This window comes from Verrucomicrobiota bacterium, assembly GCA_034440155.1.
In the GTDB taxonomy this organism is placed as follows: domain Bacteria; phylum Verrucomicrobiota; class Verrucomicrobiia; order JAWXBN01; family JAWXBN01; genus JAWXBN01.
On sequence record JAWXBN010000018.1, the window covers coordinates 1 to 19527 of the forward strand.

The window sequence follows — 19527 nt, forward strand, 5'->3', positions numbered from 1 at the left end:
CTTTATAACGAAGTGAATATCCAAGGCACCCTGCGCCTCCTTGAGATCGCCCGCCACCAAGGGATTAAGAAATTCGTCTTTGGTTCGTCCTCCTCGGTTTACGGGATCAATGCCAAGGTCCCATTCAGTGAATCGGACCCGATTTTTAACGCCATCTCGCCCTATGCCGCGACGAAGCTCGCCGGGGAAGCCCTCTGCCACGTTTACCATCACCTTTACGGCATTGATATCCCCTGCCTCCGCTTTTTTACTGTTTACGGTCCCCGCCAGAGACCGGATCTAGCCATTCATAAATTCACAAAATTCATCAATGAAGGCCGCCCAATCCAGCAATTTGGTGATGGCTCGACCAAACGTGATTACACCTTTGTGACCGATATCGTCGAGGGCATCTGCGCCGCACTTTATAAACCCGTTGGTTATGAAATCTTTAATCTCGGCAATAGCCACCCTACCCCCTTGCTCGACCTGATCGGGTTGATCGAACGCAACCTCGGAAAGGTCGCCAAAATCGAATACCTCCCCGAGCAACCCGGTGATGTCCCCATTACCTTCGCCGATGTCTCCAAAGCCAAAGACATGCTGGGGTATGAACCCCAAGTCCTGATCGAAGAAGGTATCGCCCGCTTTGTGGAATGGTTCCTAGAACAGAACGGTTGACAAGACCTAGTTCAGATTTGCGTCCTCAGATGTATCCTTTGAATGGATATTTTGCGCAAGTTTGAGCTCTTTCCCCTGACCCATCGTCGTATTCCTTTTGCGTATTCCGGTGAAAATTCCTATTGGCAGCGTGGGCAAATTGTTTAGAAATGGAGGTATGTCCGAGAGAGAAAAAATCACGCCTGAGATACTTAAAAGCTACAAAACTAGGCACAAACAAATCGTTGCACTGACCGCTTATGATTATCCGATATGCAAATTACTCGATGAATCGGGGGTAGATTTGATCTTGGTGGGAGACTCTCTCGGGATGGTCGTACTGGGATTCCCGGATACTACACATGTGACCATGGGACACATGATCCACCACACGAGGGCTGCCGCACGGGCAAAACCGAAAGCCCTGCTCGTCGCCGATCTACCATATCAAGCGTATGAATCCGCTGAACAGACTATCGATAATGCCCTTGCTCTGATGGAGGCAGGAGCGGAAGCTGTAAAAATCGAAGGCGGGCATGAGATATCGATGCAAATTGCTGCCCTACAAAAGGAAAGAATCCCGTTTATCGGACACTTAGGCATGCTCCCTCAACAAGTCGTGGCGGAAGGCGGATACAAGATCAAAGGCAAAACCGACGAGCAAGCCCGAAAATTACTCGACGATGCCAAATTCCTCAATGACAGCGGTGCCGCGGCCATCGTACTGGAGCTTGTCACACCACCCGTGAGCCAATTGATCACGGAATCGGTCCGTACACCGGTGATCGGCATCGGGGCCGGAGCAAATTGCGACGGGCAAATTCTCGTTACCCACGATTTAATCGGATTGTTCCCGTGGTTCAGGCCGAAATTCGCCAAAGCCGAGGCGGTTGTTTCTGAGGACATCAAAGATGCAGTGGCCAAATGGCGCGGGACTTTCGACAAATAAGCTGGAGTACTATTAGTCGGCAGTATTTTGTTCCGGAACCACCTTGTGCATCTGATAAAAACGCTTGGTAATATAAAGCAGGGCTCCCATAAAAAAAACCATCCCCACGATCGTGATAAAATTATCCAGACAGGGAGGGCTTTGGGCATTGGCATCAGCTAATAACATATAAATCAAACTGAGCCAGAGATTCAGTGCCACAGTCATCCAGAGACCGCTTTCATAGAGGTTCATCATTGTTTGATTCTTCCGTTCAGGTGCTAGCCAGTATTCACGGTTTGGTAAATTCACCGCACTGACCGGGAGAAACCTGACGGAGTAAAAGGCCAGAAAAATAATAAAATTGATCCCAATAACCGAGGACAAAAACAAAACCTTAAACTCATAAGATGTCGCATAATTACCCGTTGCCTGCCCGTAAAGATTAAAGTGAATGGCAATATTTTCAGGAAGTTCTAAGGTTGAGGCAAGGATTATGGGCAATACCAAGCAAAGCAAGGCAAGAAGTATGAGGTGTGACAAGACCTTCATTATCTTTGTATAATAAAAAATGCTCGTCCTTACAATATTTTCTTTAAACCAAAATGCGCATGTGTGTATCAAACCTTAAAATTAACCGGAATGCATCTTGACTCCCGGAATAAGTGTTTCAAACTGTCACTTAACTTATGAAAGACCTTTTTCTCCCGCGTTTCACTCTTTTTTCTTTATGTTTATCAGTTTTTTTAGCATTCATGTCTCCCCCGCTTGATGCCCAGACGAGCTCCAAAATCTATTCTAATAACCAGTACTCCTTTTCTTATCCTGAAGATTGGAATCTCGAAAAATCTGAAATGGGCACAGTCCTCAAAGGCATGGGTGGCATTTCCATCAATGTGGCCGAGACCCCGCCGACAGAGCTCGCTCCAAAACAATTTGCTGAAGACAGCCTCAAAGAACAGACCAAGGTCGGACAAAAATTCGTCACGACAAAAAAAGAGGATTATAAAACAAAGCAGTCAGGTTATCCTGCTTACAAAATCGGATTTATGGACGGACAAGACGAGTCAGAGCTTCATTTTGTCAAACTCCCCAATGACCGGATCATTGTATTTTCTGTCAGTAAGGATGAGAAATTCTCACCTGATGATTACTCCACAAGCCATCAAATCATTAATTCTGTTACTTATTCCCAGTAGCCTGCTGTAATGACTCATCGGCTGTCTCACTTGTATGTGAGGGGAGTAATGATGCTGGAACACTATTTGTCCCGATAGTTCCTGCGGGAATGGTTGATTGCTCGTAACTGACAAAGTCTGTTTTCTTGATATCGGCGGTTAATTGCAGCAGGACATTTTTGAGTGCGGTATTATAAGAATCGATCAATGTCTGGATATCACGGTCTTTCAGGGGGACCTTTTGAGTGTAAATCTTTTCTAATACCACATTGTCATAAAGATTCTTTGAATGTCCTAAAATCTTATACCCCACGGATAAAACAGCTTTAAAATCCCCCGGGACAGAATAATCCCCGTACATCTGATAGACATACCCGTAAATCATGAAATTTGGCTTTACCAAAGTCCCCGGACGGATGACTTGGCCAAAAAGTTTTTTTGTCTGGATCCACTGGTAGGTCTGCTCCTCGATCAGGATGACAGGAGCCTCTTGGAAAGAACGGTAAAAATCGCTCTCATAGGTGTATTCACCCGTCCTGTATACGAAACTTTTTTTATCATAGGCGACCGTCATTCCGAGTGGTTGCACCATTATGACGACGCTCGGGAATACGGCTTTTTTAGGTGTAGCCGATTCATTCGTGAATTTGACGACATCAAGCATATAGTATTCACGGTTTATCGCTGCCTGCCGGGAAAATCCACATCCCCCCATCAAGACGAGGCCGGTAAAAAGTGTAATGACCAAGAGAAAAATCTTTTTCATATTATTTTTTCTTCTTTTTTGGAGGGTTCACAGCACTGGCCGGGGGCGGCGGGGAACTGAATATGATCTGGGACGGGTCGCGTTTAAGTGTTTCCGATAAATCCCTGACATTATCAGTTATGGCACGGACATTTTCCAGGGAGACCTGGATATTGACCTGGCCGCTGGAGAGCATGCTATCGACCGTATTAATCGTCGATCCCAGCATCGCAGTGCTTTGATTAAGCTCCACCAAGAGGTTTGTGGCCTGGACGACCACAGCGTCCACATCGATGCGTTCGAGTTTCTTAAAGACTTCTTCAGCCGCCTTCAAAAGACGGGAGATATCACTGGGCGCGGAAGGGATATAAAACTCATCGGGCTTCCAGGAAAAAGGGATCATCTTATTTGTTTTCGGATCAAGATAATCGATTTCCATGCTTGATACGCCTGTTAATCCTGCGGTTTGCTGCCTCACCCGTAATCCCCGTTTGATCTCTTGGTCAAAGTTAGCTTGTATCCTTGGATCGCCAAACTCTTCCATGGCGGACTTTTGGACGCGCATCAGGACGATCACATAGTTTTTACGATCCATGGCGGGGACATTATCCTCGTAAACAGACGTACTAAATGTGATGTCGGAGACTTTCCCGATAATGACTCCGCGGAATTTGACCGGGGCACCCACGGTTAACCCCTGCACTGATCCATCGATATATGTCTCGATCAACCTTGCCGGCGGCTGAAAAAAACCTGCACCGGCTAAAATCAAAAGGATTATCAGCATGATTACGGCGATAATCACGAATAACCCGATTTTAAAGTAGTTTGCAGATTGGCTCATTCTTTGTCCTCTTCACGGTTAAAAAAATGTCTCACGATATCATTCGGAGGGTGATCTTTCAGTTGGCCCGGTTCACCCTCAGCAATAATCGACTTTACACTTTTGTCGAGCATGATAATCCGGTCTGATATCTTCATAATGCTGGCCAGTTCATGCGTGACCACGACGAAAGTAATGCCCAAGGACTCCGACAAGGTCAGGATTAAATTATCTAATCCTGCAGCCGTCACGGGGTCCAGCCCAGCGCTGGGTTCATCCAGGAAAATCAAATCGGCATCAAGGGCTAGGGCACGTGCAATGGCCGCCCGTTTTTGCATACCTCCACTGATGCTGGAAGGCAAGTATTCGGCATATTCATCGAGACCGACGAGTTTGAGTTTCATCCGGGAGATGAGTTTAATGGCTGCCGGGTCCAAATCTGTGAATTCTTCGAGTGGCAATCCGACATTTTCCGCAATCGTCATGCTTCCGAATAAAGCCCCACTCTGGTACATGACCCCGAAAGACCTGAGCAATTTGCCCCGGTCATCACCACTTAATGACCAGAGATTTTTATTTTTGATCAAAACCTCTCCGCTCAATGGTTCATATAACCCTATGAGATTTTTGAGGAGTGTAGTCTTTCCGCATCCTGATCCACCGAGAATGACGAAGACCTCGCCTTTTTTCACCGAGAATGTCACATCCTTCAGGATCACATTACCGTCATATCCCGCGACCATCTTTTTCACATCGATAATCGTTTCATCGCTGATCTTCTTTTTTATTCCGGATTGATTACTCATGGCGATTATATCCCCAAAAAGTAAAACATGATGGAGAATATCCCGTCCACCGTAACGATGATGACGATACTGCTCACCACGGCTTTGGTCGTTGAATCACCCACAGCCGTAGGCCCGGAGAGTGTCTTGAGCCCCTGATAACAACCCGCGCCCGCGACAATGCCCCCGAAAAAAAGTGATTTAAAAAGTCCTATCCAAAGGTCCGAAGGATTAAAAGCCTGTTTGAACTGGTTAAAAAAAGCGTCAACCGTGAACCCCTGCAGCAGCATCACCACGAGTCCGCCGGCAATGGCCACGACATTAGCGAACATGGTCAGGAATGGCATCAATACAATGCCCGCGATCATCCGTGAAACCACCAGAAAACGGATAGGATCAACGCCCATTGTAACTAAGGCACTGACTTCTTCATTCACTTTCATGGTGCCAATCTCGGCGGCAAAAGCGGAACCACTACGGCCCGCGAGCACCAAGGCCGTCATAAAGGCACCTAATTCCCTGAGAACGGCTATCGTCAAGAGATCCACAACAAATATCTCCACCCCAAATTGTTTCATGGGGATAGCCGCTTGAAAAGAAATGATCAAACCGACCAGAAAACTAATAAGGGCGACAACGGCAAGGGCATTAACCCCTGCCTTTTCAAAAGTCACCATCGTATCATGCCACCGGATCCGGTGGGGAGTAGAGAAGGACTTTACCATGACGACTGATAACTCACCGAAAAAACGAACGTAATCACACAAATCATTATAAATAAGGATGGCCGCTTTGCCGACATCCTGTGTGATGGAGAGTTTATTCCTATTATCCGGTGTCGTAAAAAGAAAGTTATCCCCCGTGAAACGTTTATAAATCGATTCAAAGTCAGGATTCATTCCTTCCACGGAAAATTTCAGGTTCTTTTCCTTACATAAATGCTCGATCTGAACCAGACACGCGGTTCCAGACACATCCAAATAATCTACCGCAGAGAGATCCACAATAACTGCCCCTTCACTCTGAGAACGAAGACCTTTAGCACTTTGTGACCAAAGGGCTTCGGCAGCAGAAATATCGAGCCTTCCGGACAAAGTAATCCGCAAGTTCTTTTCATTTTCCTTCTGGATTTTGATCTCTGGCACGGTGAATATGGTTGGTACAGTTAGTTTGCGTCCGTGACGTAAGCAAATATCCCCTGGTAATTAAACAATTTAATCCAGAATTCTTTTGTCCTAAATACATCTCTTTAAGTAAAAAGAATTGATTGATGCTTCCCGAAATCAGGGCTAAACAAAATGGATCACGCCTACCTATATGAATACACGAGCCCTTGATTCACTTAATATTACCCGTTCATCCGTCACGACAGCCACCCTTGTCCAGAAAATCCCCCATGGATTGATCCTGCAGACCCGAGCAATTTGCTCCACTAAAAAACATATTTATAGTGCCGATGGTGACATTAATAAACATCGTCACATGACCGGTTTGGGCGATCAAATCAAAGGTTCTTTAAAAATCGAACTCATCTCTGATGATGCTGTCCGCGTGCGGTATAGCGAAGGCAATACCGTTCCTGAAAACAAAACCCCTATGGTCGTGGGGGCACTCCCCCCCGCCGGGAAAGTCGCTTTTGCGGAATTCAAAGACGAATCCGGCGGAAAGAAAAAAAATGGTATCACTCTGACGACCAAAACAATTTGCGTGAAGGTCATGCTCGAACCCTTCCGGATCGAAATCTTTGACCGCAAGGGCAAATTGCTGACGGGTATCGGTGGGGAAGAAAAGAACTTTTTCTGTAACTGGGACGCCATCAATACCGGCCTGTGCCATAGTCTCGAGAGCAAAAGCCCGATCGGCGTCGAATGTTTCGACCTCGCCCATGATGAAGCCATCTACGGCTTTGGTGAGAAATTCATCCACCTGAATAAAGTCGGGCAAACCATCGATCTCGATATGACCGATGCCCTCGGGGTCATTACCCCGCGCAGCTATAAGAATATCCCCTTTTACGCCAGCACAAAAGGTTATGGGGTTTATTTTAACCACTCCAGCCGCATGACATTCTGGGTCGGAAGCCGCTCCACCGTAAATATCCAAGCCGCCATAGAGGATGACTTCCTCGATTACACGATTTTTACGGGTTCCCTGAAAAAAATCCTCTCAGATTATACGACGATTACGGGAAAAGGCTGTCTGCCCCCAAAATGGAGTTTCGGTTATTGGCAGAGTAAGATCAGTTATTCTGGGGCTGAAGAAACCCTCGAGATCGCGCGCAATTTGCGTAAACATAAATTCCCCTGCGATGTCATCCACCTTGACACCTACTGGTTCGAGCGCGACTGGTATTGCGATCTCCAGTTTAGTAAGGATCGTTTCCCCGATCTGGCCGGTTATTTTGCGCAGATGAAAGCCCTCGGTATCAATATCTCCTTGTGGCAGCTTCCCTATATCCCTGAGCATAATGACCTTTTCGACCGTTTGGCGGCTGTGGATGGATTTGTCAAAACCACTGGAGGCGAAATCTTCAATCTCGGCCTGTGTTTCACGCCCGGATTCAAAGGCCGCGTCGGAGTCATTGATTTTACTCATCCCAAAGCCGTGGAGATTTATAAGGGTGAACTCATCCGTCTTTTCAAAATAGGGGCCTCAGTCATCAAAACCGATTTTGGTGAAGCCGCCCCCGCGGAAGGTGTCACTTATTACGACGGCACCCCGGCCCACCAGATGCATAACCTTTATCCCCTGCTCTATAATAAAGCCGCTTTCGAAGCCACACAGCAAACCCGTGGCGAAGGCCTCGTCTGGGGTCGCTCCGCTTGGGCCGGCAACCAACGCTACCCCCTTTACTGGGGCGGGGATAATAGTGCGAATTTCGCAAATATGCCTGCGCAACTTGCGGGAGGACTCTCCTTCGGGATGTCCGGTTTCGCCTTTTGGAGTCAGGATACCGGCGGATTTATCGGAGAAATGGGTGGTGTTCTTTTCCTGCGCTGGTTACAAATGGCTGTATTCCTCTCCCACATGCGCATCCACGGGTTTGGTATGCGTGAACCCTATAATCTCCCGCCAAAAGCTCGGGCGATTGCCAAGAAATTCCTCCATCTCCGTTACCGCCTGCTCCCCTACATCTACGGCCAGGCACAAGAATGTGTGAAATCTTCCTTGCCCATGGCCCGTGCCCTCGTTCTGGAATTCCAAAATGACCCAGTCACCCGCCATATCGATGACGAATACCTTTTCGGGAGCAATTTGCTCGTCGCTCCGATTTTTGATGAATCCGCCCAACGCACGGTTTACCTGCCTGAAGGCCGGTGGTACGACTGGTGGACAGGAAAGGTGTGGGAAGGCAAACAATGGATCAATGTCAAAGCCCCGCTGGACCGTATTCCCCTTTTTGTCCGCGAAGGCGCAGTCATCGCTCTCGGCCCTGTCCTCCAGTATGTGAATGAAAAAACGGTCGATCAACTCGAACTCATTGTCGCTCCCCTGTCCCAAGACGGTAAAAAGACGACCACCCTCTCCATTGATGACCGGTTCGTCACTGCGACCTACACCTGCCTCAAAGGTAAACATACGATCAAAATCCCCAAAGCAAATTGCCCCATCAAAATCAAGGTCCTCGGCGGAAAACATAAAATCCGGGTGGAGTAAAAATTACTGCAATTTAAATATACTTATCCAACACAAGAATTAATCATCATTTTTTTCGTGCATTCAGTTTTGTAGTTGTTTAAAAAATTAGAGTGTCAGAAAGCAATTATCAAACCTATCTAGATACTGCGGTAGAAGAGGGCTGGCTTACGACCGATGATTCTCAGGCTTGGGCCGCATGGCTCACCGAAAACCAAGTTTCTGATCCTTTGGCCACACTGGTGGAGCAAGGAGTCCTCACTCCAGAACAAATTGCATGGATCGACTCTCCTTCCTCCCCTGACGAAGAGGAGGAAACAGAGCAAGTAGACACAGAACCCGTCCAAACAGGAGGATCCACTCCTCAGGAACAGGTTCAAGAACCTGAAAGGGAGGTCGCTCTGGGTGATGACGGGCTTCTCCCCTTTTTGAATGACTATTTGAAAGTAGCCAAACAGATGGATGCATCGGATTTCCATTTCGGAGTATCTTCCCCACCCTTAATGCGATTGCACGGCAAGTTACAGCCCATTTTCCCCGATTCTAAGCCATTAGAACCAGAACAAACCGAGGCAAAAATATTCGACATGATTTCTGAGGTGCAAAAAAAACAACTCTTGGACTCGGGCGAGATTGATTTTTCTTATGATATTGAAGGCACCGGGCGTTTCCGGTCGAGTATCGTCAAACAACGTTTGGGTTATGATGCTGTTTTCCGCCTGATTAATTCCAAAGTACGGACCATGGATGAGCTCGGGATTCCCGAACACCTAAAAATCCTGACAAAATTCCAAAACGGGCTTGTCCTGATCACTGGCCCCGCAGGGAGTGGAAAATCCACGACAATGGCCGCATTTATAGAAGAGGTCAACCGCCAGAGGCATGACCATATTATCACCCTAGAAGACCCGATCGAATATGTCTTTGAACCCAGCGGCTGTCACATCAGCCAGCGCGAGGTCCATACCCATACAGAATCATTTTCCGCCGCCTTGCGCGGTGCCCTGCGTGAAGATCCGGATGTGATCATGGTGGGTGAGATGCGTGACCTCGAGACGATCTCACTGGCGATCACCGCTGGCGAAACCGGGCACTTAGTCTTTGGCACACTCCATACCAGTAGCGCCGGGCGTACCCTCGACCGTGTCTTGGATGCCTTCCCTGTCGAACAACAAGCCCAGATCCGCACAATGGTGGCCGGTTCCCTGCGCGGGATCGTCTCTCAGCAACTCATCCCCCGCATCGATGGTTCCGGGCGTGTGTTAGCTTTGGAAATCCTCATTAATACGATGGCTTGCGCCTCCCTGATCCGTGAAGGAAAAACATTCATGCTCCCTGGGGTCATGCAAACCGGGAAAAAAGCTGGGTGCCGCACAATGGACGACGCACTCAAACAACTCCTCCTTGACGAGTTAATCAGCGCTGAAGAAGCCTATGCGCGTGCTGACCAAAAGGACATGTTTAAAGAATACCTCCCTGAAGCTGTAAAGGAGCCCATCTAATGTCAAAAATCGACCGCGTTTTTAAACTCATGATCGAAAAAGGTTCCTCAGACTTACACCTCCATGAGGGAAAACCCCCCTTGGCCCGTGTCCACGGGGAAATCGAACCCATCTCCGATGAGATTATGACCCGTGAACTCATCTATGCTATGCTCAGCGAAATCTCAGGGGCCGAACGTTGGGACAAATTCATGCAATGTGGGGACTTGGACTTTGCTTATCAAATGGATGAAAACAACCGTTTCCGGGCAAATTTCTACAAACAAGTCTCAGGAGCCGGAGCCGTTTTTCGTATTATCCCGACAAAAATCCTGACTTTGGAGCAGCTGGGCATGCCGCAGGTCATTAAAGAGTTTGGTCAATTACGCTCTGGGATAGTCCTCGTCACTGGTCCTACCGGTAGCGGGAAATCCACTACACTTGCGGCCTTGATCGATTATATTAATACCACCATGTCCAAACATATTGTGACGATTGAGGAACCGATAGAATTCGTCCATCGAAACAAACAAAGTGTCATTACCCAGCGGGAAGTCCATGTCGACACAAAATCCTTTAAAAGTGGATTAAAAGCCGCTCTGCGCGAAGATGCCGATGTCATTCTTGTCGGTGAAATGCGTGACTTGGAGACGATCGCCCTCGCCCTCACCGCTGCGGAAACGGGCATGCTGGTCTTTGGCACACTCCATACAAATAACGCCCAAAAAACCATCGACCGTATTATTGATGTCTTCCCTGCAAATCAACAACCCCAAGTACGTACCATGCTCTCCTCCTCCCTGCGAGGTGTAGTGGCCCAGCTCTTGATGAAGCGCATTGATAAGCCCGGGCGCTTGGCAGTGAATGAAATCCTTTTCTGTAACCTTGCCGTGAGCGCGATTATCCGTGAAGGGAAAACACAAAAACTCGGGGATGTCATCGGGGGTGGGTCCGGTGAAGGAATGCAACTCATGGATGATTGTATCGCCCAACGCCTCATGGAAGGGAAAGTCTCCCCTGTAGAAGCCTACATGAAATCCATTGATAAAACCCGCTTCGAGAACTTTCTGCCCAAAGACCAGCCCATCGGCGCGTGAAAATTAAAATATTTTCTTTTCCCCATAAACCCCAGTGTAAGCAGATCCATCCACTACCAAATCCCCCGTAATTTACCAGTCCAGCCCTTGTCATTAAATCACACCTTCATCTCAGGGCCGCATACCTGAGCGTTTACTCATTTTATCTTTTTAAAACGGTATAATCCCTGACTAATCTCTTTGAATGATACTCCACCCCATTCATCGGGAGAAGTATTCTCTTCCGTGCGGACATACACCCCAAAATAATTCTTATCATCTTCTTGTAAAACAAAATACACACCCGTTTCGGCGTTGAGGACCTTTAAAAGCCCCTTATCCGAGAGGTCTTGGGGAAGTTTATCCAAAGGAATCTCATGAGTGTCCATCACACAAATGGCTTGGGCCGCTTGCTTAAGCTGCTCTTCACCGACTTTTTGAATAAACTGTTTTTCCTGAACTGAGCCAGAGCATCCTGTTAGGATTAATACGAGTAAGAAACAGATGTGTCGGAATGTCATAGGTTTTGATTTCAAGCCTCGTTCTTTTGGGTGGTTTGAATGTAATCAAAGAGGATATTATAACTTTCATCCAAAGCAGGATCGATCTCGGGCATATCTTCAAAGGGATCATCCTCACCATTCTTATCTCTAGCCGCTTCACGTTCCTTTTTCTTCTTAGCGATTTCTTCCGGTGGAATCTCATGGGGCACAGGTTTATCCACAGTCATTTGAAGGACCTTCACATTCATCGTCTTGCGGGCTAACCTTTCTTTCTTACGGGCTTCAATCCTCGCCTTATCAGCGTTTTTCTCATCCATGCGGGTCTTTTCATTGAGAGAGATTGGACGATCTTTGGGACGGGATTCCTGGATTTTGATATCTTCAAGGATGTATTTATAATCTGGATTTTTTTCAATTCTTGCCAATGACTTTTTACTGAGTTGATCGGTAATCCCGGGATTCATATTATTATAATTACTGAACTTCGTGGAAGGAATCTCGTCATAAGGTAAGGGACTATCGAGGGATTTCTCGGCAATATCCAGGACATCAAAAAGACTGGGTAATTGAACATCGGGAATAACCCCTTTGAGCTGGGTCGAGCCACCGGCAATCCGGTAGAATTTCTGGACGGTCATTTTCATCGCCCCGGAATCATTGGTTTGATAAAAACGTTTCAGCTCGATCAATGCTTGGACCGTGCCTTTACCAAAGGTGCTTTTTTCACCCACCATCAATGCCCGGTTATAATCTTGTAAAGCTGCGGCAAAAATCTCCGAGGCTGAAGCACTCCCGTGGCTTGTCAGGACGATAAGGGGGCCTGAATATTGGACATTTTTATCGGTATCCTCAAACACCTCGATATTTCCCTTCTCGTCCTTGACCTGTACAACAGGCCCATTTGTCACAAAAAGGCCTGTGAGTTTAATGGCTTCTTTAAGATCCCCTCCCCCATTACGGCGGAGATCCACAATGACCCCTTCTACCCCTTGCTTATTGAGTTCATCCAGTAATTTCCGTGTATCCTTGGTCAGACTTTTACCGTTTTCACCTTTATCATCAGGATCGGAGTAGAACATGGGTAAATCCAAAACTCCAAATTTATGGACTTTCCCATCCTGCGCTGTCCATTGGATCAATTTCGCCTTTGCTTCTTGGGCCTCAATCTTGATCTCATCCCGGATAAGCTCGATAATTTTCCTTTGAGCCGGATCAGTCGCGTCAGCCGGGATAATACGCAAACGGACTTTTGTTCCTTTGGGTCCTCGGATCATGGACACGACTTTTTTGAGTTTCATATCGATACAATCGACAAATTCCAGATCAGCTTGAGCCACCCCTATAATTTTATCACCGGGTTTTAATCGTCCGTCGCGGTCGGCAGGCCCCCCTGTTGAAAGGGAGATGATTTTCGTATAACCATCCTCCGTACTCAGGACCGCTCCGATCCCGGTGAGGGAGAGTTTCATACTGATTTTAAACTCATTAAAGGCATCCGGCGACTGGTACTCACTATGCGGATCATAATTTTTCACCAAGGCATTTAAGTAGGTCGTGACTATCTCACTCGCGTCCATCTCATTGACACTCTTAAGCTGACGGTCGATCCGGCGTTTGACAATATCTAAGGCTTTATTCAAAGGCTCTTTATTGAGTTTTTCCTGGAGGACCTGGAATTTAATATACCGTTTCCAAAGGTCTCGTGCTTCCTCTTCGGTCTTAGGCCAAGCAGCTTTTTCACGATCAAGGACAATCGTGTCGTCCCCATCAAACTTGAATTTCTCTTTCATGATCTCATTGACCAGAACCAGACGTTCATCCACCCGTTTTTGGAACCTTTCAAAAATCTGAAAAGGAAGACTCAAATCCTGTTTCAAAAGTCCATTACGGACAGCCGGAGCCATCTTCAGTATTTCATCGACATCCGACTGGAGGAAAATCAAATGGGCACCATCTAATGCTTTAAGATAGTTTAATAGGGTTTCACGAGCGATGGCATCAGTAATCGGTTTTTTTGCGAAATGATTTTCTTCGAGGAGTTTTGTAACGATAAATGATTCTGTCTTGATCTCCCGAGACACGGTTTTTGGCTCGTGAAATACAAAGGATTTATCCGTTTTGTTTGTCGATATATCCTCGGAAAAAGCCAAAGATGGTAAAAGAACCGTTAATACTGCGATAATTTTGAGTGAGTGAGTGAATTTCATGAATTTTAAATAATATCCTAATCTTTCTGTGCCCCATCGGCTTCCCAATAATTTTCGGAGGCGAGCTTTCCTTCCCGCGTTAGGCGTATCCTCAGCATGGGAACCAAAAGTTTGAGCGTAACATGGACTACCCCGACAACAGGAAGGGCTAAAAGTAATCCGAGTACCCCAGCAATTTCACCACCGGAAAACAAGGCCACTACAACAACAACTGGATGCATATCCAAAGTCTCCCCCATGACCGAAGGGATAATCAATACATCGTCAACAATCCTCACTAACACATAAAGAATAACCACTAAAAGGGGAACAAGTTGCGGTGAAAAATGGAATAGACTGATCAATATAGCTGATTCATTGATATTCATCGTCGAAACGATAAAAGCCAGAATACCCGCTGTCGCTGGTCCAAGATAGGGAACGACATTGAGTGAACCGGTGAGTAATCCCAGCAAAAGGTAATTTGGCACTCCTAACAAATAAAGGCCGATTGATGCCATGAGACCTACAAAAAATGACTCCATAAAAAGCCCGCGTAAAAACCGCGTGACTTGCTCTCCAAACCGGTGAAAAACCTTCAGTGATTGCTCAAAAAGGCGGTTGGGAACCCCCTTTAAAATATGCCGCTTGAATTCACGCCCGTCCAAAAGGATGAAAAACGCCAAAAAGGGTGCCAGAATGAAAAAAGGGAAAAGTTTAAAAGCCCCGAGAAGGGCATTCACAAAAATATTAGGGAGATGTTTATCGATAAAATTATCAAACAAGTTCTTATAACTTTCCGATAATTTATACTTTTCCAAAAAGACAAAACGGTCATCGGCTTTATCCAGGAAATTATAGACCAAGTCATTGGTGCGGTTAACGTATTGACCTAACACCTTTTGAATATCTTCAGTGCCCATAATACTAAATAACATCGGTAATGCAGCAAGGATGATAAGACCCAAAATGACAAAAGGCACAATCACGGCTGCAATCCGGGGCATCCCCCAACCTTCCAACCAATCAACCAATGGGGTGAGGACAACATTGACCACGATAGCGATCACTAATGGCACAACGAGCCACGCCACGTAATTCAGGGAAAAGAAAAAAAGAATCATTGCCACAATGACCCAAAACCAGTGAACCAACGGTGATACTGCGTCAAACTTCATGGGGAACGCTGCATTTTCTTAAATTGTTCAAGAGTAGACCTAAGCCGGGCTGCTGCGAGCTCGGCAAGCCGTGAATAAACTTTAGCCGCAACACGTGGTGCTGTCCTGATTAGGCTCAAGACATCCGGGCGGAATAGTACTAGTAATTTTGTCTGCTCCAAAGCCACTGCCTGTGCCAAACGGTCACGCCCGTCAATCAGAGTCATTTCTCCGAATGTATCCCCGGGAATGAGCTTGTCGATTTCACGGACAACCCCGTGGTCTTCAAATGCTAACTGTACTTTACCTTCGATCACCACATAGAGGCCTAGCCCCTCATCACCTTGTTCAAAAATAATTTCTTTGGATTTATAGTTTCTTTCATGGGCGATCATCTCCAAGCGACGCCACTCAAGAAAAGTGAGATCCTGAAAAACAGGACAATTTTTCATGATGCGGTAAAGAACCCTGACTCTGCGAAAACGCGAAAACATACCTGAAGGATTTAACAGGCAGTCAGAAAATGAAAAGCCTCTTTTTAGAAAAGACTTAAGATTGGTTATATTCTATTTTTACGTAAAAAGTCGAAATTAGGGTTTCGAATACCCATTCGGATTTTTTACGTGCCATTTCCAAGCACTCCCGATAATCGCATCCAAATTGTCAAACTTTGGTTTCCATCCCAGTTTTTCACGGGCTTTGAGGGCACTGGCGACCAGGCGGGGGGGATCTCCGGCCCTGCGAGGGCTTTCAATGACTTTAATCTTTTTGTCGGAAACCTTTTCGCAGGTCTGAATGACTTCTTTGACACTGCTCCCCTTCTCCGTCCCAAGGTTAAAACAATCACTCTCAGGGTAATCCAAGGCCAAACGGTGGGCCTGATATAGATCCACGATATGGATATAATCTCGGATACAAGTCCCGTCTGGGGTCTCATAATCATTCCCGAAGACTTCGACATGATCTTTCTGGCCTAGGGCTACCCTCAGCACATTCGGGATTAAATGGGTCTCGATCTTGTGGTCTTCCCCATATTTTTCGCTCGCCCCCGCCGCATTAAAATAACGCAAGTTCACATGTTTCATGCCATGTAATTTATCGAACCATGCCAAGACCTTCTCGAACATCAGCTTCGACTCGCCATAAGGGTTAATGGGTCTTTGAGGCAGGGTCTCGTCCATGGGCATCCGTTCCGGCACCCCGTAAGTCGCACAGGTCGAGGAAAAGACGAATTTCTTGACCCCGGCATTTACGGCCGCTTCGAGGAGGTTTACCGCGTTGCCGACATTATTGCGGAAATACTTTGCGGGATTAGTCATCGATTCGCCAACGAGGGCATTGGCAGCAAAATGCATGACGGCCTTCGGCTTGTATTCATTCATGGCCCCCGCAATTTGCTCCATGACACCAAAGTCACCCTCATAAAATTTCGCCCGGGGATCCACCGCCGCGCGATGGCCCTCAGAGAGATTGTCAAAAACGGCTACTTCGAGCCCTTCATTGAGCATTTGTTCCACACAGATACTGCCGATATAACCGGCCCCGCCAGTGACGAATACTTTCATAGGCGGTTATTCCACAGAAATGCGGCCCTTTTGCCAAGCAATTTGCGTCAGGCTCCCATTTCTTTTTTTAATGTTTCCATGAAGTATTTGATATTCACCCAAGGCACATTGGGCGGGATCAAGTGATCGAACCCCGCCAGATATCCTCCACGGGCAAAGAGGCGGACTGCTTTATCGATTTCTTTATTCATCGCGGCTTTGTCCTTTGTGAGGGCATTTTTGTCCAGTCCCCCGATCAACCCGAGTTTCGGATATTTTATCCCGTACTCCTCGACGTCACTCCCCGCTTGCGCTTCAAACGGGAAAAAGGCATTTACCCCGTGTTTGGTGACCACATCGACAATCATGTCCACCTTCCCGTCAGAATCCACACAAATAACTGGAATGTCGTTGGCTTTGGCAAACTCGTGTATCCGGTCGTAATGCGGCATCATGAATCGTTCCATCATCCGCCCCGAGATCAATGAACCATTTTTTCCGGCCATATCCTCCCAGATATGGATCATGTCGACTTTGACCATTTTTATCGCATCCTGATAAATTTCCAGCCACAAATCCGTCAGCGTCGTCATAATATCTTCAATCCACTCAGGATCATCCCCGAGGGTGTACATGAATTGCTCGACCCCGATTAAATCACGCACTGTTCCAAAGACACCCCATGGAAAATGCCCCAACTGGACAGGTGCATCCGTGGTTTTCATCCTCTGGACAAATTCCGCCATCCGCGCGAGTCGGTCTATAATGGGTCCCTTGAGCCTTTCAGCCTTATACTTATCCCAGTCCTCCTTACTTTTAATCGGGTAATCAAGAAATTCCGGCATGGAATGTCCGTCAATGCGGTTACGCATTTTAATCCCACGCCAATCAATGGACACGACATGTTCCTCATCACGGCTGATCTCTTCATATCCAAAATGCGGCCATGCTCCCATATCCATGGGTGCTTCCTGCCAACCATCTGATATCCCGAAATACCGAGCCATATCAAAATCCTGAATTCCGGATTCTTCCTTCCAGCGCCTCGTAGTATCTCCCCATGGGGCCCAGCCTAACCACCAGACAAAAGGCGGTTTATCCGTGGGTTCACACAGGAGCGTTTTAATAATCCGCTCGCGATTGGTTAGAGTACCTATCGTTTGTTTTTTTGCCGATTCCTGAGTGGGTGTCATACGTATAATCGTATCTTGTTATGTCCAAATAAGAATGGATAGAATCGTCATTTAAATGCAAAAAACCGTGAATAATCAGGACTTTTTTACACTTTTTTTTCATTTTTTGGCATTGTATCAGGCCACCGTGTCCGTTATTTTCTCCGAACCGTATGTCCATTACCACATCCTACAAACAAGCCTTTTTTGCCACTTGGGTGGGGATTCTTGTAAATTTATTGATCTCCGTATTAAAACTCACCGGCGGAGTCATCGGTCACAGTTCAGCTTTGATCGCTGACGGGTTAGAATCCCTCTCGGACATTGGCTCCTCCCTTGTCCTGCTCGTGGCTCTCAAAATCGCCCAACGCCCGGCTGACCCCAATCATCCTTATGGCCACGGTAAAGCTGAAAGTCTCGGCTCTGTACTTGTCGCCATGACATTAATGATTGTGTCCATCATGATTATCTGGAGTGGGATTCACCAGATTATTTCCAAGGACTACTCAGTTCCGTCCTTCATCGCCCTTTGGATCGCGGTTGTATCCATTATTGCCAAAGAAGCCCTGTACCAATACAAAGCCCGCCTGGCCCGCAGGATCAATAGTTCATCCCTCATGGCCGAGGCTTGGCACCACCGTTCCGATGCGATCTCCTCATTAGCCACAGTCGCCGCCATCGGGGCTGCAATGTACTGGGGCCAGCAATTTGCCTGGATCGATCCTGTCGCCGCGATTTTGATCGGGTTGATCATCGCCTTTATCGGCGTGAAGACTTTTATTTCCACAGCCGGGGAACTCATGGATGAACAAGCCTCCCCCGTGCTCATTGAGAGAATCCGGGCGATTGCCTCCACCGAAAAAGGGGTCTTGGCCGTCGAGAAAATCCGGGTACGCAAATCAGGGGTCACCTATCAAATCGATCTCCATTTGGAGGTCGCCCCCGAAATGCCCGTAATCGAAAGCCATGACATCGGACACCTGGTCCAACGTAATTTAGTCAAGCAACTCGACGGAGTCACCTCCGTTCTCGTCCATGTGGAGCCATTCCGCCCAGGCCACCAACCAGTCGAGTTATTTTAAAAAAATATGCCACTCGAAGAAGACCATCACAAAGGTAAAAACACGGAAAACCATCACGACGGGTCTTTTCGTAAGAATGTTGCTGCCGTTATCCTGAATTCAAAAGGTAAAATCCTGATTGCTGCCCGTCTGGACTATCCGTCGAGTTGGCAATTCCCCCAAGGCGGTGTCGACAAAGGAGAAACTGAAGAAGAAGCCATCATGCGTGAGGTAAGTGAGGAAACCGGCATTTATAGTGCTCGAATCCTTAAAAAAAGCCGGAATATCCACAGTTATAGTTTTGCAGGTAAATCCCCTTTCAAAAAAACAATCGGACAAAGCCAACTGTATTTCCTGATTGAATTCTATGGGAATGACGATGAGATCTCACTCACAAATGGAAAACACCGTGAATTTTGTGATTGGAAATGGATCACCCCCGGCGAATTACCCATCAAGGATGTTTATAAACCACGCCAACCGATTTATCTCGATGTCATCAAAGAGTTTTTTAATATCGATTTACTTTAAACCCGATAAAAAAATGTTCCTTACTCATAAACCAATACCCCATTCGCTCATTCTTTTTTTTATCTTAATAGAAATGCTGTTC

19 protein-coding genes are annotated in these 19527 nt (G+C 46.8%); 8 read left to right on the forward strand and 11 right to left on the reverse strand.

Annotated elements, in window-relative coordinates; translation table 11 throughout:
* Nucleotides 1–660, forward strand: a 660-nt coding sequence (locus SGI98_01840; protein MDZ4742143.1) for a GDP-mannose 4,6-dehydratase, incomplete at its 5' end; no start/stop codon positions are given.
* A gap of 157 nt (nt 661–817) precedes the next feature.
* Complete coding sequence (gene panB, locus SGI98_01845; GenBank protein ID MDZ4742144.1) at nt 818–1588, forward strand: 3-methyl-2-oxobutanoate hydroxymethyltransferase; 771 nt, start codon at nt 818–820, stop codon at nt 1586–1588.
* A gap of 12 nt (nt 1589–1600) precedes the next feature.
* Here panB and SGI98_01850 read toward each other — a convergent pair whose 3' ends face one another.
* Nucleotides 1601–2110, reverse strand: a complete 510-nt coding sequence (locus SGI98_01850; protein MDZ4742145.1) for a hypothetical protein — start codon at nt 2108–2110, stop codon at nt 1601–1603.
* 146 nt (nt 2111–2256) lie between these two features.
* On the opposite strand from SGI98_01850, the gene SGI98_01855 reads away from it, so the two are divergent.
* Nucleotides 2257–2766 (forward strand): hypothetical protein, encoded by a 510-nt coding sequence (locus tag SGI98_01855; GenBank protein ID MDZ4742146.1) that lies wholly within the window; start codon nt 2257–2259, stop codon nt 2764–2766.
* Here SGI98_01855 and SGI98_01860 read toward each other — a convergent pair.
* Genes SGI98_01860 through SGI98_01875 form a run of 4 tightly spaced genes read right to left on the reverse strand, consistent with a single transcriptional unit; the run spans nt 2750 to nt 6243 of the window.
* The gene (locus tag SGI98_01860; GenBank protein ID MDZ4742147.1) at nt 2750–3511 is read right to left on the reverse strand and encodes a hypothetical protein; all 762 of its coding nucleotides are present in this window, start codon (nt 3509–3511) and stop codon (nt 2750–2752) included. The two genes, SGI98_01855 and SGI98_01860, sit on opposite strands and share 17 nt — an antisense overlap.
* Nucleotide 3512: 1 nt before the next feature.
* The gene (locus SGI98_01865) at nt 3513–4334 is read right to left on the reverse strand and encodes an MlaD family protein (protein MDZ4742148.1); all 822 of its coding nucleotides are present in this window, start codon (nt 4332–4334) and stop codon (nt 3513–3515) included.
* Nucleotides 4331–5119 carry an ATP-binding cassette domain-containing protein gene (locus tag SGI98_01870; protein ID MDZ4742149.1) on the reverse strand — a complete coding sequence of 263 codons (789 nt, stop codon included), beginning with the start codon at nt 5117–5119 and terminating at the stop codon, nt 4331–4333. Before SGI98_01870 ends, SGI98_01865 begins: the two co-directional genes overlap by 4 nt.
* A gap of 5 nt (nt 5120–5124) precedes the next feature.
* Nucleotides 5125–6243 (reverse strand): ABC transporter permease, encoded by a 1119-nt coding sequence (locus SGI98_01875; GenBank protein MDZ4742150.1) that lies wholly within the window; start codon nt 6241–6243, stop codon nt 5125–5127.
* A gap of 172 nt (nt 6244–6415) precedes the next feature.
* Between SGI98_01875 and SGI98_01880 the strand changes: the two genes are divergently transcribed.
* The 3 genes from SGI98_01880 (at nt 6416) to SGI98_01890 (ending at nt 11312) form a co-directional block, all read left to right on the forward strand.
* Nucleotides 6416–8755, forward strand: coding sequence for a glycoside hydrolase family 31 protein (locus SGI98_01880; protein ID MDZ4742151.1), 2340 nt, complete (start codon nt 6416–6418; stop codon nt 8753–8755).
* Between the two features lie 92 nt (nt 8756–8847).
* Complete coding sequence (locus SGI98_01885) at nt 8848–10236, forward strand: type IV pilus twitching motility protein PilT (GenBank protein MDZ4742152.1); 1389 nt, start codon at nt 8848–8850, stop codon at nt 10234–10236.
* Nucleotides 10236–11312, forward strand: coding sequence for a type IV pilus twitching motility protein PilT (locus tag SGI98_01890; GenBank protein MDZ4742153.1), 1077 nt, complete (start codon nt 10236–10238; stop codon nt 11310–11312). The genes SGI98_01885 and SGI98_01890 overlap by 1 nt, the downstream gene beginning before the upstream one ends.
* Before the next feature lie 137 nt (nt 11313–11449).
* Here SGI98_01890 and SGI98_01895 read toward each other — a convergent pair whose 3' ends face one another.
* The 6 genes from SGI98_01895 to SGI98_01920 all read right to left on the reverse strand — a co-directional run bounded on the left by SGI98_01895 (nt 11450) and on the right by SGI98_01920 (nt 17874).
* Nucleotides 11450–11812 (reverse strand): hypothetical protein, encoded by a 363-nt coding sequence (locus tag SGI98_01895; protein MDZ4742154.1) that lies wholly within the window; start codon nt 11810–11812, stop codon nt 11450–11452.
* 11 nt (nt 11813–11823) lie between these two features.
* Nucleotides 11824–14001 (reverse strand): carboxy terminal-processing peptidase, encoded by a 2178-nt coding sequence (locus SGI98_01900; GenBank protein MDZ4742155.1) that lies wholly within the window; start codon nt 13999–14001, stop codon nt 11824–11826.
* 17 nt (nt 14002–14018) lie between these two features.
* Nucleotides 14019–15158, reverse strand: a complete 1140-nt coding sequence (locus SGI98_01905) for an AI-2E family transporter (protein MDZ4742156.1) — start codon at nt 15156–15158, stop codon at nt 14019–14021.
* The gene (locus tag SGI98_01910; protein MDZ4742157.1) at nt 15155–15631 is read right to left on the reverse strand and encodes a cyclic nucleotide-binding domain-containing protein; all 477 of its coding nucleotides are present in this window, start codon (nt 15629–15631) and stop codon (nt 15155–15157) included. The genes SGI98_01905 and SGI98_01910 overlap by 4 nt, the downstream gene beginning before the upstream one ends.
* Before the next feature lie 96 nt (nt 15632–15727).
* Nucleotides 15728–16702, reverse strand: coding sequence for a UDP-glucose 4-epimerase GalE (galE, locus tag SGI98_01915; GenBank protein MDZ4742158.1), 975 nt, complete (start codon nt 16700–16702; stop codon nt 15728–15730).
* A 47-nt stretch (nt 16703–16749) separates the two neighbouring features.
* Complete coding sequence (locus SGI98_01920; GenBank protein ID MDZ4742159.1) at nt 16750–17874, reverse strand: uroporphyrinogen decarboxylase family protein; 1125 nt, start codon at nt 17872–17874, stop codon at nt 16750–16752.
* Between the two features lie 152 nt (nt 17875–18026).
* Between SGI98_01920 and SGI98_01925 the strand changes: the two genes are divergently transcribed.
* Together SGI98_01925 and SGI98_01930 are read left to right on the forward strand one after the other, a co-directional pair.
* A complete protein-coding gene (locus SGI98_01925; protein MDZ4742160.1) occupies nt 18027–18935 on the forward strand; it encodes a cation diffusion facilitator family transporter in 909 nt (302 codons plus the stop codon).
* A 6-nt stretch (nt 18936–18941) separates the two neighbouring features.
* Nucleotides 18942–19445 (forward strand): RNA pyrophosphohydrolase, encoded by a 504-nt coding sequence (locus SGI98_01930; protein ID MDZ4742161.1) that lies wholly within the window; start codon nt 18942–18944, stop codon nt 19443–19445.
* The last annotated feature ends 82 nt before the right edge of the window (nt 19446–19527 follow it).